Origin of the sequence: Saccharopolyspora flava, assembly GCF_900116135.1 — a bacterium.
Taxonomy (GTDB): Bacteria; Actinomycetota; Actinomycetes; order Mycobacteriales; family Pseudonocardiaceae; genus Saccharopolyspora; species Saccharopolyspora flava.
Window position 1 is genome coordinate 690,171 of sequence record NZ_FOZX01000001.1, and the last position, 13,693, is coordinate 703,863.

Annotated in this window: 16 protein-coding genes; 3 read left to right on the forward strand and 13 right to left on the reverse strand. The window is 67.9% G+C overall.

Annotated features, from left to right (window positions below; translation table 11 throughout):
• Positions 1-103: 103 nt before the first annotated feature.
• From BM424_RS28305 to BM424_RS03145, 7 genes are all read right to left on the reverse strand, one after another.
• Complete coding sequence (locus BM424_RS28305; protein ID WP_139273992.1) at positions 104-427, reverse strand: hypothetical protein; 324 nt, start codon at positions 425-427, stop codon at positions 104-106.
• A gap of 86 nt (positions 428-513) precedes the next feature.
• A complete protein-coding gene (locus tag BM424_RS29330) occupies positions 514-2,811 on the reverse strand; it encodes an RHS repeat-associated core domain-containing protein (RefSeq protein ID WP_245775573.1) in 2,298 nt (765 codons plus the stop codon).
• Complete coding sequence (locus tag BM424_RS29335) at positions 2,757-4,292, reverse strand: DUF6531 domain-containing protein (RefSeq protein ID WP_245775574.1); 1,536 nt, start codon at positions 4,290-4,292, stop codon at positions 2,757-2,759. Before BM424_RS29335 ends, BM424_RS29330 begins: the two co-directional genes overlap by 55 nt.
• Before the next feature lie 9 nt (positions 4,293-4,301).
• On the reverse strand, positions 4,302-5,000 hold the full coding sequence (locus BM424_RS03130) for a WXG100 family type VII secretion target (protein ID WP_093413520.1): 699 nt from the start codon (positions 4,998-5,000) through the stop codon (positions 4,302-4,304).
• The gene (locus BM424_RS03135) at positions 4,997-5,314 is read right to left on the reverse strand and encodes a type VII secretion target (protein WP_093413522.1); all 318 of its coding nucleotides are present in this window, start codon (positions 5,312-5,314) and stop codon (positions 4,997-4,999) included. Before BM424_RS03135 ends, BM424_RS03130 begins: the two co-directional genes overlap by 4 nt.
• Before the next feature lie 2 nt (positions 5,315-5,316).
• Complete coding sequence (locus BM424_RS03140) at positions 5,317-5,778, reverse strand: YbaB/EbfC family nucleoid-associated protein (RefSeq protein WP_093413523.1); 462 nt, start codon at positions 5,776-5,778, stop codon at positions 5,317-5,319.
• A gap of 92 nt (positions 5,779-5,870) precedes the next feature.
• Positions 5,871-6,398: a TetR/AcrR family transcriptional regulator gene (locus BM424_RS03145; protein WP_093413525.1), complete on the reverse strand. Its 528-nt coding sequence runs from the start codon at positions 6,396-6,398 to the stop codon at positions 5,871-5,873.
• Between the two features lie 87 nt (positions 6,399-6,485).
• Here BM424_RS03145 and BM424_RS03150 point away from each other — a divergent pair, with 87 nt between their 5' ends.
• Complete coding sequence (locus tag BM424_RS03150) at positions 6,486-7,703, forward strand: FAD-dependent monooxygenase (protein WP_093413526.1); 1,218 nt, start codon at positions 6,486-6,488, stop codon at positions 7,701-7,703.
• On the opposite strand, the gene BM424_RS03155 is transcribed toward BM424_RS03150, so the two are convergent.
• Positions 7,666-7,863: a DUF397 domain-containing protein gene (locus BM424_RS03155; protein ID WP_093413527.1), complete on the reverse strand. Its 198-nt coding sequence runs from the start codon at positions 7,861-7,863 to the stop codon at positions 7,666-7,668. The genes BM424_RS03150 and BM424_RS03155 overlap by 38 nt on opposite strands.
• Positions 7,863-8,717 (reverse strand): helix-turn-helix domain-containing protein, encoded by an 855-nt coding sequence (locus BM424_RS03160; protein ID WP_093413528.1) that lies wholly within the window; start codon positions 8,715-8,717, stop codon positions 7,863-7,865. Before BM424_RS03160 ends, BM424_RS03155 begins: the two co-directional genes overlap by 1 nt.
• A 122-nt stretch (positions 8,718-8,839) precedes the next feature.
• Between BM424_RS03160 and BM424_RS03165 the strand changes: the two genes are divergently transcribed.
• Positions 8,840-9,052: an HC3 family zinc finger protein gene (locus BM424_RS03165; protein WP_093413529.1), complete on the forward strand. Its 213-nt coding sequence runs from the start codon at positions 8,840-8,842 to the stop codon at positions 9,050-9,052.
• A complete protein-coding gene (locus tag BM424_RS03170; RefSeq protein WP_093413530.1) occupies positions 9,049-9,288 on the forward strand; it encodes a hypothetical protein in 240 nt (79 codons plus the stop codon). The genes BM424_RS03165 and BM424_RS03170 overlap by 4 nt, the downstream gene beginning before the upstream one ends.
• A gap of 128 nt (positions 9,289-9,416) precedes the next feature.
• Here BM424_RS03170 and mnmA read toward each other — a convergent pair whose 3' ends face one another.
• The 4 genes from mnmA to BM424_RS03190 all read right to left on the reverse strand — a co-directional run bounded on the left by mnmA (position 9,417) and on the right by BM424_RS03190 (position 13,644).
• On the reverse strand, positions 9,417-10,505 hold the full coding sequence (gene mnmA / locus BM424_RS03175; protein ID WP_093413531.1) for a tRNA 2-thiouridine(34) synthase MnmA: 1,089 nt from the start codon (positions 10,503-10,505) through the stop codon (positions 9,417-9,419).
• Between the two features lie 3 nt (positions 10,506-10,508).
• On the reverse strand, positions 10,509-11,735 hold the full coding sequence (locus BM424_RS03180; RefSeq protein WP_093413533.1) for a cysteine desulfurase family protein: 1,227 nt from the start codon (positions 11,733-11,735) through the stop codon (positions 10,509-10,511).
• Positions 11,736-12,058: 323 nt separating this feature from the next.
• Positions 12,059-12,883, reverse strand: a complete 825-nt coding sequence (locus tag BM424_RS03185) for a lysophospholipid acyltransferase family protein (RefSeq protein WP_175547912.1) — start codon at positions 12,881-12,883, stop codon at positions 12,059-12,061.
• On the reverse strand, positions 12,880-13,644 hold the full coding sequence (locus BM424_RS03190; protein ID WP_093413534.1) for a GNAT family N-acetyltransferase: 765 nt from the start codon (positions 13,642-13,644) through the stop codon (positions 12,880-12,882). The genes BM424_RS03185 and BM424_RS03190 overlap by 4 nt, the downstream gene beginning before the upstream one ends.
• Between the last annotated feature and the right edge of the window lie 49 nt (positions 13,645-13,693).

The window sequence follows — 13,693 nt, forward strand, 5'->3', positions numbered from 1 at the left end:
CCATCGTGTGAGGCCAGACACTAACCCGACAAACCGGAGAAGACTAGATCGGACAGATCAATTGAGGTCAGACACTCCATCCCGGCACCCCGGGGGCAACGGCTCAGTTCCCACTATCTTTGAAGTTGATCCTCAACCAGACACCCGAACTCGACCTAAATGTCGCGAATTCACCCTCGACGGCGATCTCAACAAATGGATTGCACTCCTCCAGGTATACAACCCATTTCAACTCCCCATCTCCGTCAAGCTGACCGCAAAACCCCTCCGAACCAAACGATCCATCACCACAGCACAGAAATCCCGCGTCGATCGGCACTTTTCGGGTGATATCGAAACTTGTCGTCTCCTCAGGTTCAGCGCGGAGAAATTCTTCCAGGTCAAACCCCCCTAGGACCTCGAACCCACTCTCCATCGTGGAGTCCACTCGCACGTCAAAGGACTCACCCGTCGACCGGTAAAGACCATCCCGAATAGGGAGCTGGCCAGATCGCCACAGACTCGAAATCATGCTCACTTCTTACACTTTACGGTAGGAGACTCTCTTAGGCCAGTTTCAGGAACCGGGCCACCTTCTCGGATATTTCGCCTATCGTTGAATCGCTGACGGAACTTATCACCCCATGTCTTTCCTGTACCTGAATCTGGATGGGGAGCACTCGGGTCGACGCGCACGATCGGGACGCTCTCCAGACCTGCCTCCCTTGCCGCATTCAAGCGCCTATTGTCGTATGAGACAAGCTGGCCATCAACTTCCATCACATGCAACGGCCCTGACCGGTTCCAGTCCCAGGCTCCAGACCGCATCAAATCAGCATAGTTGTTCTCTGAAATAGTCCGCTGAGAGAAGTTCAACGAGTTTGGATCGACACGCTCGACTCCACCCTCCTGAGACAGACCAAGCGGGTCAGCGTGAATGAATGGATTACCAACAAAGCTGAATGGCTGTGGCCCAGCAACCAGCCCGATCGGGTCGGAACTCGCATACCGAGAAGTCGTCGGGTCGTAGTGTCGGTGGAAGTTGTAGTTGTACCCGGTCTCCGGGTCGGCGTACTGACCCGGGAACCGCAGGGGTGTGTACGCCCCGGTGCGGCTTTGGTCCGTGGTGACGCCCCAGAGGGTGGTGCGGTGGAACCAGGCGATGCCGCCTTGGTCGTTGATCAGTTCAGTCGGGGTGCCGACGAGGTCGGTGACGATGGAGTAGAACTGCTCGTCGACCCACTGCTGGGGTGCGTTGCGGAGTTGGGAGCGTTCGGCCTGGATGAGCGGGCGGAAGGTTCCCGGCTCGTAGTCCCAGACCGTGACGCGGCGGTCGCCGAGCTGCGGCCCGTTGAGCACGCCGTCGGTGTGGGCCTGCTCGGCCAGGGCCGTTCCGTCCCAGGTGAACTCGATCTGCTCGGCCACGCCGTTCCCGTCGGGGGTGAGGCGTTGCTTGGCGACGCGGCGGCCGAGCGGGTCGTAGCGGTAGCGCCAGCGGGTGCCGTCCGGGGTGAGCACTTCGACCAGGCGGTCTTCGGAGTCCCAGTAGTAGCGCCAGGTCTCGGGCTTGCGGGACAGGCGCTTGCGCTGGCGGAGCACGACGCGGCCTTGGGCGTCGTGCTCGTAGCGGACGTTGCCGGCTCGCCGGATGAGCGTGCCGCTGTACTCGCGGTCCCCGATCTCCTCGGGTTCGGGAGACGGCCACGAGGCGTGGGCGAGGTTTCCGGCCACGTCGTAGGCGTAGCGCTCGGTCCAGCCGGTGCCGGTGACCGCGGTGACGCGGCCGGCTCGGTCGAGTTCGAAGGTGCGGGGTCCGGTGAGCTTGTCGTCGAGCCCGGTCAGGTTGCCGTCGGCGCGGTAGGTGTAGCCGCGCTGCTGGAGCTGCCGCCCGGCCGCACCGGTGATCGTCTGCGACAGCAGCTGGTGGTTGGCGTCCCAAGCCTGGGCGAGGACCGCCTGCGGGCCGAGTTGGCGCTGCACTTCGTTGCCCGCGTTGTCGTAGCCGAACCGCAGCGTGCGACCGACGGTGTGCAGCGCGGTGGGACGGCTGTTCCCGTCGTACTCCCACGCGCTCTCCGCGCCGGACGGCGTGCGGCGGCGAACCCGCCGGCCGAGCGCGTCGTAGGCGGAGGCGACGGTGCGGCCGTTGATGGTTTCGGCGAGCACCCGCCCTGCCGGGTCGCGGTGGAAGGTGACCTGCGTGTCACCGTCCATCGCTTCGGTGAGCCGCCCGAGCGGGTCGAACGTGAAGGTCGCGATGGTGTCACCGCTGCGGCGTTCGATGACGTTGCCGAGGGCGTCGCGGGCGAAGAAGGTCACTTCTCCCGCACCGTTGGTGCGCGTGATCAGCTGCCCGGCGGCGTCGTGCCGGTAGGAGATGGCGCGACCGTTGAAGTCGGTTTCGCGCACGAGGTTGCCGACCGGGTCGTAGTCGTAGCGCCACACGGCACCGAGCTCGTTGGTGACGCTGACCAGGCGGAGTTCGGTGTCGTAGCCGAACTCCAGGCGCGTGCCGTCGGGCCGGGTCTCGGCCGAGGGCAGGTCGAAGTGGGTGACGTCGGTGCGCGTTTCCTGCCCGAGAGCGTCGACGTGCGAACGAAGGTTCCCTTCGCCGTCGTAGATCCACCGCTCGGTGGCCCCGTCGGGAAGGGTCCGCCACGCGGGTTTGCCGTCGACGGTCCAGCCGAACCGGGTGACGCCACCGAGCGGGTCCGTCATCTCCGAGACCCGGCCGAACGCGTCGCGGGTGAAAAGCGTCCTCGCTCCGAGCGGGTCGGTCAGCGCGACGGGAAGTCCCGCCGCATCGGTCTCGACGTGCTGAACGTGTCCCATCGCGTCGGTGATGCGCGAAAGGTCCCTTGCTCGTCGTAGGCGTAGCCGGTGACGGCCCCGGTCGGGTCGATCGCCTTGGTGACGTTGCCGTGCTCGTCGTACTCGCGACGTGACACGGAACCGTCCGGCGCGACGATCGTGATGGGAAGCCGCAGCGCGTTGTACTCGAACCGGGCCTGGGTGCCGTCGGGCCGGGTGACCGCGATGAGGTTTCCCTCGTCGTCGTGGTCGTAGCGGACGGTGCGGCCGAGCGGGTCGGTGCGGGAGAGCAGACGGTCGAATTCGTCCCACTCCGACAGCGTTTCTCCCCCGAGGGAGTCGATCTCGCGGATCGTCTGGCCGGCCTCGTTGAGGTGGTAGGTGGTGCTGGCGCCCTGGGAGTTGGTCCAGGTGGTGATCCGGTTCTCGACGTCGTAGGTCATGGTCCCGCTGAGGAATCCACCGGAGCCCTCACCTGCGATGACACGACCTTCGGCGTTGTAGCTGAAGCGGTACCACTTGTCGTTGCGGTCGGTCCAGCTCGTGATGCGCCCGTGGCTGTCGTAGTCGAACCGCAGCGGCAGCCCGGAGGCGTTGACGACCTCGGTGAGCCTGCGGCCCTCGTAGGCGTAGCGCATGAGGGGAACGTCGCTGCCGTTGTCGGCGCCGCGCAGGTGCAGGGCGGTGACCAGACCGTCCTCGGAATCGACGCGGATGCGATAACCACCGGAGTGCCGCACCTCGACCGGTGTTCCGGTCTCGTCGTGGTCGAAGTCGATGCGGTCGCCGTTGCGGGCCACGATCGCGGTCAAGGGAGCGTTCGTGTCACCGGTGGTGAAGTGCAGCGTCCGGCCGGTGTCGAACTCGGTGATCGTGAAGTTCCCGTCCTCACCGCGGGTGAGCTGGTGAAGGGAACCGGCGAACCGCGCCGTGGCACCGACGGCCGGTGTGGGAGCCACCAGCAGCTTGCCGTCCTCGGCCGCGAAGGACACACCTGAGCTGGTGAACTCCAGCCGCTGGTCCAGCGTCGACGTCCAGGACTCGCCGAACCGCAGACCGACCCGGTAGGACGACAGGTGGGTGCGCTTGAGCACGAGCGGGAGCACGCCCTGCAGCTCGACGTCGGTCTGCTGCAGGATCATCTCGCCGCTGGCGATGTCGATCGGATCGCCTTCGGTGTTGCGCTTGTTGGCGTCCGTCGTCGGGTTCTGCGGGTCCGAGCTCCGGTCGTTGAGGTCGGCGTCGCCGGGTTTCGAGTTCGGCGAGGTCCCGGCCGGATCGGTCCGCGACGGCGGCGGGCTCGCACCCGCCGGGGTCGTCGAGTTGCCGTGGGAGCCGGCACGCCCGGCCTGGGCCAACTGGTGGGTGGCGTCCTGCGCGCTGGAGACGCTCTTGCTCGCGTCGACGTTGCCGACCTTCTGCGACGGCCTGCTGGACGAACCTCCCTCGCCATCGCCGTGCGGCTTCGACGTCGTACCCCCGGTGCCCTTGGTCTTGGCCACGGATTCCCCTTATCCGCTGAGCAGCTTGCTGAGGTTGGTGAGGCTGGTGATCAGCCCGGTGATGTAGGTGAAGATGCGGCCGACCCACTTGAGCACCGCGGAGACGATCTGGGCCGCGATCACCGGGATCGTCACCACGAAGATCGCTTCCACCGCCCACACGACCACCCGCGCCACCAGGTCGGCGATGAGGTCGCGCACGAGCTCGCGGGTCTGCTGCACCAGCCCACCGGCGCCTTCGGTGGCCGAGGCCATCGCGGCCGAGATCGCCGCGAGGCCACCGATGGCCTGCACGTTGTTGCCCATCATCTGCTGGTAGGCGTCGGCGGCGACGCCCTTCCACTGGCCGAGGTCGCTTTCCAGGCTCGACTTGAGGTCCTCGGCCATCGAGCCGAGTTCGGCGGCCATGTTGTTCCAGGTCGCCGCGTGCGAGCGGACCACGTCAGGCATTCCGGTGAGCTCGTCGAGCATTTCGCGCAGCGGCTCGAAGTACTCCATCGCCCAGCCGATGCCGTTGGACAGCAGCGCGCTGAACGGGTCCAGCACGGCGGAGGCGACTTCCAGCCCGGTGCCGAGGCCGGCCAGGGCGGCGTCCACCCAGTCCTCGTTCTGGATGGAGGTGACGAGGCCTTCGACGCTCTCGGCCATGCTCGATCCGGTCCAGGCCTTGCGGGTCGATTCGACCGGCGCGACCAGCGAGTCGCTCACGGCATCCCTCCACCGGAAGTCTTGATCTGCGCGGCGTGATCCTCGTCCATCGCCTGGTAGTCGTCGGCGGCGGCGCGGAGGGATTCGGCGGCCAGCGACAGGTTCTCGGCCACGTACGAGATGAGTTCGTCCTGCCTGGCGTGACGGCCTTCCAGGATTCCCGAGATCCACCCGCACAACAGCCCGTAGGCCTGGTCGTCCTGGGTGATGTGCGCGCTGGCGGACTTCACCGCGTCGAAGCGGGCCTGGATCTGCTCGACCTTGGCGGCGTGAGCACGGATCTGCTCGGCATTGACCGCGTATCCGTCACCCACGGCTACCACTTCTCCATGAACGACCGGTTCTCGTTGTCCTCGTCGTCGGGAGGTTCCGGCGCGCTGGGCTTCGCGGCGACGGCGTCCGGATCGGCGGCGAGCTGCGCGCCGACGCTGTCGGCGATCGCCCGCGCCGCCGGGGATTCGGTGCCCATCGTCTCGGCGATGATCTCCTGCGAGCGCTGGGCCAACTGGTTCTTGGCCTCGGCGAAGGCCGTCATGATGGCGCGCGACACCGCGTCGGGGTCGCTGCTCTTCATCTTGGAGGTCAGTTGGATGTCGGCCAGCGCGCCCGACGAGTCGATGGTGACCGCGACGATCCCGCCAGGGTCCTTCGCAGTGACGCGCACTTCCTGGAACCGCTGACTCATCGTCTGCGTGTCCGCCGCGAGCTTCTCGATCCGGCCCTTCCAGGCGGCCAACCGCTCGTGCGCGCTGTCCGGATCGAGGATGCTGCCGTCCATGTCACTCCGATCCTCGGGGCACAAACCTCAAGATCGAAGCGTAGGGAGCACACGACGCGCACGTGGTGCTTTCGATCAAAAAGACCGGTGAATCAGCTGGCCAGGGCTGCTCGGGCCGCGGCGAGGGCGGCGTCGCGGAAGTCGTCGGTGGGGGCGTCGGTCATCGCGCAGTCCTGGAGCCCGCCCACGGCGACGGTGGCCTTGGCGAGCTCGGCCGGTGAGGCATCGGTTCCCACCAGCAGCGCGTAGACGCGGTCCCGCCAGGACAGGAGCTGCTCCACGACGTCGAGCTGGGCCAGCGCTCCGGCGTCGCGCACGATGAACTCGAAGATCTTCCGGTGCCGCAGCACGATCTCGAAGTAGTCCGCGAGGAACCGCTCCGCGTCGACCTCTTCCGCTTCGCGTTCGGCCAGCAGCACTTCGATGTCGTCGACGAAGGGCTGCACGATGCCGCGCATCAGGTCGGTCTTCGATGGGAAGTGGTAGTACAGCGCGGCTTTGGTGATGCCGAGACGTTCGGCGACCTCGCGCAGGCTGGTCTTGTCGTACCCCTGGCGCGCGAACAGTTCGGCGGCGACCTCGCGGATCTCCGACCGCGTGTCGACCCGGGTCCTCGGCATCGGCATCCTCCTCCAGCGGAAGATCCTACTGCTTGCCGCCCGGTAAGCTACTTGCCGCCCGGTAAGTACACGCGTTAGCGTGAATCCATGGCCAAGACAGTCCTGATCTCGGGCGCGAGCATCGCCGGCCCCGCGCTGGCGTTCTGGCTGCACAAGTGGGGTTTCCGGCCGACCGTGGTGGAGCGGGCGCCGGGAGTCCGCGACGGCGGTTACGCCATCGACGTCCGGGGCGCGGCCGTCGAGGTCGCCGACCGGATGGGCATCCTCGAGGAGGTCCGCGCCGCCCACACCGGGATGCGCGGCCTGTCGCTGATCAGCGCCGACGGCAGGTCCTTCGCCGACATCGACATGTCGCAGCTGGGCAGCGAGGACGCCGACGTCGAGCTCATGCGCGGCACGCTGGCCAGGCTCATCCACGAGCGCACCGACGGCATCGAGTACCTGTTCGGCGATTCGATCGTCGACCTCACCGAGCGGCCCGGCGGCGTCGAGGTGACCTTCGAACACCACCCGCCGCGCGAGTTCGACCTGGTGGTCGGGGCCGACGGACTGCACTCGAACGTCCGGCGACTGGCCTTCGGCCCGGAGGGGAACTTCCGCCGCCACCTCGGCTACCACGTGTCGATCTTCAGCACCGAGAACGCCCTCGGCCTGGACCGCTGGACTGCGCTGTTCAACGAACCCGGCCGGATGGCGGGCTCCTACCGCGCGAAGACCGATCGAGGTGCGAAAGGGATCCTTTCGTTCACCTCACCGGAGCTGACCTTCGACCCGCGCGACGCCGCCGGCCAGCTCGCCCTGCTCGACGAGGCCTTCAGCGGCATGGGCGGAATCGTCCCGCAGCTGCTCAGCGCGGCCCGGGAAGCACCGGACTTCTACTTCGACTCGGTCTCGCAGATCCGCCTCGACCGCTGGTCACGCGAACGGGTCGTGCTGCTCGGCGACGCGGGATACTGCCCTTCACCGCTGTCCGGACAGGGATCGAGCCTCGCGCTGGTGGGCGCCTGCGTGCTGGCCGCCGAACTCCGCGACAGCGAGGGGAACCACTCGCTCGCCTTCGACCGCTACGAGAACCGGATGCGCGACTTCGTGCGCCGCAACCAGAAACTCGCCCCCGACGGCGCCAAGATCCTCATCCCGAAAACCCGAACCTCACTGCACCTCCGCAACGGCCTCCTCCGCCTCGCACCCCATCTCCCCGGCGCCATCACCTTCTCCAAGAAGACCCGAACCGCGGCCAACGCGATCGATCTTCCCCCGAGGGGCGTCAGCGGTCGAAGCGATCCGACTTCACAGCATCGATGAACAAGCGCCACTGCCGCGAGGACGTGGTGAAGTACCCGGCGTCGAGGTTCTTCGAATCCCGCACTGCCGCACCGGAATCGACCGCGCCGACCTCGACGCACGCAGACTCCTGGTGAGAACGAGAGGACTTCCGCCAGCGGGTCGGTTGAGGTAACGGCATCAGCGCAGCTCGCTTTCGATCGCTTCCACGCGACTACGAATGAAGTCACGGGACTCCACAGGGGGCAACGCTCGACTCCGGAGGTCGGCCACCGCCTCCCGGTAGTCACGAACATCCCTCACATTACGTAGGAACGCGAGCGCGCGATAGTGCTCCAGATGCACGATCGGATCCTGATCGGCGAACTCAAGCAGCATGAACGAGCCCGCGTGAGCTGCGTGCCAGTCATGTGCGCCGAACGGCAAGATCTGGACCGTCACCTTGGAGCGATCCTCGACCTCCATCAAGTACCGCAGCTGCTCGGCGAACACCGCATGCCCGCCGATCATGTCGTGGAACATGGCCTCGCCGAGAACAGCGACGTACTCCGGCGACCGCGTGGAGTCCAAAACCTCCCGGCGGCTGAGCCGAAACGCGATTCGTGCTTCGCGTGTTTCCCTGGGTAACCCGCGCATGATCGCGCTCATGTATTCGCGTGTCTGGAGGATCCCGGGAACGACGTGCATCTGGACCTCGGTGATCCCCGTTGCTGTTCTCTCGAAGTCCGCCATCACCGCCGCTTTTTCCTTCACACCGGGGAATCCGGACGTCAGCCAGTCAGGATCGCGGACGGTGCGGGCTCCTCCGATAATCCTTTCCTTCGCCTCGCCCTTCACCCCCAGTGCGGTCAGGACGGAGGCGGCCTCTTCGGGTGTCGGGGGCTTCAGTCCTGACTCGTATCGCCAAATCGTGGTGTGGCCGACTCCGAGGACGCGTCCCAGTTCCCGAACACCGAAGCCTGCCTCTTCTCGTAGTTGCCGCAGCTCGGCCCCCAGTGCGCGAGCTCGCGGATTCGCCTTGGTGGTTCGGGTCATGAACCGATCTTAGCCCGATAAAGCCGCAGGTGGGAACGCTCTTCCAGGTGATTGCGCAACTGTCACGACACCGGAAGCATGGTTCTCGGAACCAGTCATGACGGCGAGAACCGAGGAGTCCGATGTATCCGTTTCACTGGGTGCCGTGCGAGGGGCGGCGGCACGCGAGTCTCGACGAGCACCCGAGTGGTCGCTCGTACCCGACGGGGACCGAGGTCACGACGTTGTGCGGGCAGGAGTTGACCGCGGAGAACAGCGAGTTCGGTTGGTTCTGGGACACCTGCCCGACCTGCTACCGGGAAGCCCTTCGCCTGGCGGGGATTCCGGCGCGATGACCAAGCAGTCCACGGCACTGGCCGTGCGCCTCCGCCAAGCCCAGTGGCTCCTCGACGAACTCGCCTTCGACGCCGGCTCCGAGCGCCTCGACGCCCAGCGGATCGCCGAGGCCGTCGTCGTCCTCTCCCAGCTCAACGCGCTGCTCGGCGGCGTTCACGCCGCCCTCGTCAGTGGGGTGGGTGGGGAAGTTTTCATGAAAACTTCCCCGTCGACCACAGGGGGACAGTTTTCATGAAAACTGTCCCCTCAGAACGAGACAGAAGTCCCCAGGACCCCCGGTTTCCCCAGGATGAGGGAGGTTTTCATGAAAACCTCCCGTTCGAGTGGGGAGGGAAGTTTTCATGAAAACTTCCCCACCCCACGTCACCGGGTGGCCGAGATGATCCCGCTGCCGAGGACGAGGTCGCCTGCTTCGTCCGGGCGGTAGAGGACGACGGCCTGGCCCGGGGCGACGCCCTGGAGTTCCTGGCGGAGCTGGATCTTGAGGTGTTCGCCGTCGAACTCGGCGACCGCGTCGGCCGTGCCGCCGTGGGCGCGGACCTGGATGACGCACTCGGTCGGACCGTCGAGCGGCTTCTCCGACGGCCAGATCGGGCGCTTCGCGTCGATCTCGGTGACCGCCAGGCGATCGCGGGAACCGACCTTCACCGTGCCCGACACCGGTTCCAGGGAAAGGACGTAGCGCGGTTTCCCGTCCGGGGCGGGGGCGTCGATGCCGAGGCCCTTGCGCTGGCCGATCGTGAAGCCGTGCACGCCGGTGTGCTCGCCGAGCACCGCGCCGGTCTCCTCGTCGACCAGCTGACCCGGGGTCTGGCCGAGCTTGTTCTCCAGGAAGCTCTTGGTGTCGCCGTCCGGGATGAAGCAGATGTCGTGGCTGTCGGGCTTCTTGGCGACCGCCAGGTCCCGCTCGGCGGCCTCCTCGCGGACCTCCGACTTCAGGGAGCCGCCCAGCGGGAACATCGAGTGCCGCAGCTGCTCGGACGTCAGCGACGCCAGCACGTAGGACTGGTCCTTGCCCTCGTCGCGGCTGCGCCGCAGCTCCGGAACACCGTCCACCACGGACAGACGCGCGTAGTGGCCGGTGCAGACCGCGTCGAAGCCCAGAGCCATCGCCTTCTCCAGCAACGCCTCGAACTTGATCTTCTCGTTGCAGGTCAGGCACGGGTTCGGGGTGCGGCCGGCCGCGTACTCGCCGACGAAGGTCTCGATGACCTCCTCGGTGAAGCGCTCCGCGAAATCCCACACGTAGAACGGGATTCCCAGCAGGTCAGCGGCACGACGCGCGTCGTGCGAGTCCTCGATCGTGCAGCACCCCCGGGCGCCCGTGCGCAGCGTTCCCGGCTTCGCCGACAACGCGAGGTGCACCCCGACCACGTCGTGGCCTGCGGCGACCGCCCGGGCCGCCGCGACCGCGGAGTCCACTCCACCGCTCATGGCCGCCAGCACTCGCACGACTCACACCTCCGTGGCGGCCGTGGCCGCCGAAGATCGGCGCAACCCGGCCAACCCGGCGCTACGCGCTCGTTGCACCACCGGCCCGATGGCCTCGGTCAGTGCCTGTACATCGGCCGCGGTCGAGCTGTGCCCCAGGGAGAAGCGCAGCGACCCGCGCGCGGCCTTCGGATCGGCCCCCATCGCCAGCAGCACGTGGCTGGGCTCGGCCACACCGGCCGTGCACGCCGACCCGGTGGAGCACTCGATGCCCTTGGCGTCCAGCAGCATCAGGAGGCTGTCGCCTTCGCAGCCGGGGAACGTGAAGTGCGCGTTGCCCGGCAGCCGCGACGGCCCACCGGCGATGATCCCCTCGCCGGGATCGCCGTTGAGCACCACGTCCGGCACCGCCGCGCGCACCCCGCTGATCAGCTCGTCGCGCAGCTTCGCCAGCTGCGGCGCGTGCGACTCGCGCTCCGCGACCGCCTCGCGCACCGCCGCCGCCAGCCCCAGCACGCTCGGGGTGTCAAGGGTCCCGGACCGCACCTCGCGCTCCTGGCCGCCTCCGTGCAGCACCGGAGTGCACTTGACGTCGCGCGACAGCAGCAGCACACCGGCGCCGTAGGGCCCGCCGACCTTGTGGCCGGTCATGGTCAGCGCCGAAGCACCCGAGGCCGCGAAGTCCACCGGCAGCGTCTCCACCGCCTGCACCGCGTCGGTGTGCAGCGGAACCCCGTGCCGGTCGGCGATGGCGGCGAGCCCGGCGATGTCGTTGACCGTGCCGACCTCGTTGTTCGCCCACATCACCGTCGCCACCGCGACGTCGTCATCGCTGGTCAGCGCCGCCTCGAAGGCTTCGGGGGTGATGCGGCCGAGCGCGTCGGCCTCCAGCCAGGTGACCTCGGCGCCCTCGTGCTCGGCCAGCCACTCCACCGCGTCGAGGACCGCGTGGTGCTCGACCGTGGAGGCCACGATCCGGTTCCGGGCGGGGTCCGCCGCGCGGCGCGCCCAGAAGATGCCCTTGACCGCGAGGTTGTCGCTCTCGGTTCCCCCCGCGGTGAACAGCACCTCCGAGGGGCGCGCGCCCAAGGCGTCGGCGATGTCCTCGCGGGACTCCTCGACCTGCCGCCGCGCCTGCCGACCCGAGGTGTGCAGGGACGAGGCGTTGCCGATCCGGGTCAACGCCTCGCTCATCGCGGCCACCGCTGCGGGCCGCATCGGGGTCGTAGCGGCGTGGTCGAGGTAAGTCATCGCTCATCCAGGGTAATGCAAGCCGACCGCCGCCTGACCTGCGGTCCGACAGAAGACGCAGGTCAGACCGGTTTGACCCGCCCCACACGGACCAGCATCACAACCCACCCCACGCCACCACCAGCGCACCCGGCCCCCGACCAGCAGCGCTCATCCGACCCCGTCGAACCCTCGCAACCCGGCCGAGGAAGCCCTCGGGGTCAAAAACCGCGGTTTTCGTCGGTCAAAAACTGCGGTATTTGACCGACGAGAACTGCAGTTTTTGACCCCGAGGCCGACCCCGTGTCATCACCGGGGCAGTAGTGGGTTCTGCGCCGCGTGGGTCAGGCGGCGAGGGCTTCGGCGGGTTCAGTGTGGGTGCGGCGTGCGCCGGTGGCACCCGTGATCGCGTCCTGGGCCTGCCGGGCGAGGACCTTGCGGTCGGTGCCGGTGAGTTCCGGCAGGACCACGACCTCCACCACCAGGCCGCGCATGCGGGCCACTGAGAACACCGAGTCCGCCAAGCTCGTGTCGCCCAGGAACGCCGCGCCGGTCGTCAACTTCCCGCGACCGTCGCGGAAGCGGACCGCGACCGGCTGCATCCGGGCCCCCGCGTCCAGGGCCGCCTGGAACACGGCCGGACGGAACTTGCCGCTCGCCGAACCGCACCACGTGGTGCCTTCGGGGAACGTTCCGATCACCGACCCCGCCCGCAGCTCATCGGCGATGGTGGCCACCGCGCCCGGCAAGGCCGACAACCGATCGCGGTCGATGTAGACGGTCCCGACCCGGCCCGCCAGCGAGCCCAGCACCGGCCAGGAGCGGACCTCGACCTTGGCCAGCATCTTCATCGGGGTGAGCACCTGCAGCGCCACGACGTCCAGCCACGAGACGTGGTTGCACACGACGAGCCCGCCACCGGGCTTCAACGTGCCGTCGACCTCCAGGCGGATGCCCAGCCCACGCAACAACATCCGGAACCACTTGGGCACCGCCCGCTGCCGCAGCGAGGACGGCAGCGCCAGCACCATCGCGCTGCCGATCAGCAGCAGCCCGACGGTGATCCCGATGCGCAAGGCCAGCCGCAGCCGGCCGACCTCGGTGCCGGGGTCACGCGGCGGGAGGCACTCCGGCCCGCACGGCGACTCCGGCATCCACGAGTGGTTCATGCCGCCTCTCCGAGGAAGAACCGCATGTATCTCTGATCGGCGCGTTCGAGGTCGACCAGCACGAAGAAGTCCGCCACCCCGAAGTCCGGGTCGTGCGCGGGCCGGCCGCACACCTCCGCACCCAAGCGCAGGTAGCCGCGCAGCAGCGGCGGGATCGTGGAGCGCTCGTCGCGCTCACCCGGCTCCCACGGCTGGTGCGGGTGCACGCGCCGCTCCTCGGGCGCGTAGTGCTTCTGCGACACCGTCCGCCACACGTGCGCCGCCTGCACACCACCATCGTCCAGCGGCACCGAGGCGCAGCCGGCGAGCATGGTGTGCCCGTGCAGCAGCATGTAGCGGGCGATTCCCGTCCACACCAGACTCACCACGGCACCGTTGCGGTGATCCGGGTGCACGCACGAGCGGCCCGTCTCCACCAGGGAGGGGCGCAGCGGGTCGAGGGCGGAGAGGTCGAATTCGGTTTCCGAGTAGAGCATTCCGGCGGAGGCGGCGCGGTCGGGCGGCAGCATCCGGTAGGTGCCGACCACCTCGCCGCTGCGGTCCTCCCGCACGATCAGGTGGTCGCAGTGGTCGTCGAAGGAGTCCTGGTCGACGCCGAGCTCCCCGCCCTTGACCGTGGCGCCCATCTCCTCCGCGAACACCCGGTGGCGCAGGCGTTGTGCGGCGTGGACCTCATCGGCGTCACGAGCGACGAGAAGCGAGTAGTGGGCGTCGGCCGCCGCGTTCGGTGCGGCGCTGGCCAGCAGCTGCGTCTCGGACATGTCCCAGGTGTATCGCCGCGCGCCGAACGCCCAACACACCAGCGGATGA

Bases quoted from the DNA above. Each gene is read 5' to 3' on its own strand.
- BM424_RS03160 (WP_093413528.1), bottom strand. From the start codon at position 8,717: ATGACCCGAACCACCAAGGCGAATCCGCGAGCTCGCGCACTGGGGGCC.
- BM424_RS03140 (WP_093413523.1), bottom strand. From the start codon at position 5,778: ATGGACGGCAGCATCCTCGATCCGGACAGCGCGCACGAGCGGTTGGCC.
- BM424_RS03190 (WP_093413534.1), bottom strand. From the start codon at position 13,644: ATGTCCGAGACGCAGCTGCTGGCCAGCGCCGCACCGAACGCGGCGGCC.
- BM424_RS03185 (WP_175547912.1), bottom strand. From the start codon at position 12,883: ATGAACCACTCGTGGATGCCGGAGTCGCCGTGCGGGCCGGAGTGCCTC.
- BM424_RS03170 (WP_093413530.1), top strand. From the start codon at position 9,049: ATGACCAAGCAGTCCACGGCACTGGCCGTGCGCCTCCGCCAAGCCCAG.
- BM424_RS29330 (WP_245775573.1), bottom strand. From the start codon at position 2,811: ATGGGACACGTTCAGCACGTCGAGACCGATGCGGCGGGACTTCCCGTC.
- BM424_RS03155 (WP_093413527.1), bottom strand. From the start codon at position 7,863: ATGCCGTTACCTCAACCGACCCGCTGGCGGAAGTCCTCTCGTTCTCAC.
- BM424_RS03180 (WP_093413533.1), bottom strand. From the start codon at position 11,735: ATGACTTACCTCGACCACGCCGCTACGACCCCGATGCGGCCCGCAGCG.
- BM424_RS03145 (WP_093413525.1), bottom strand. From the start codon at position 6,398: ATGCCGAGGACCCGGGTCGACACGCGGTCGGAGATCCGCGAGGTCGCC.
- BM424_RS03165 (WP_093413529.1), top strand. From the start codon at position 8,840: ATGTATCCGTTTCACTGGGTGCCGTGCGAGGGGCGGCGGCACGCGAGT.
- BM424_RS03150 (WP_093413526.1), top strand. From the start codon at position 6,486: ATGGCCAAGACAGTCCTGATCTCGGGCGCGAGCATCGCCGGCCCCGCG.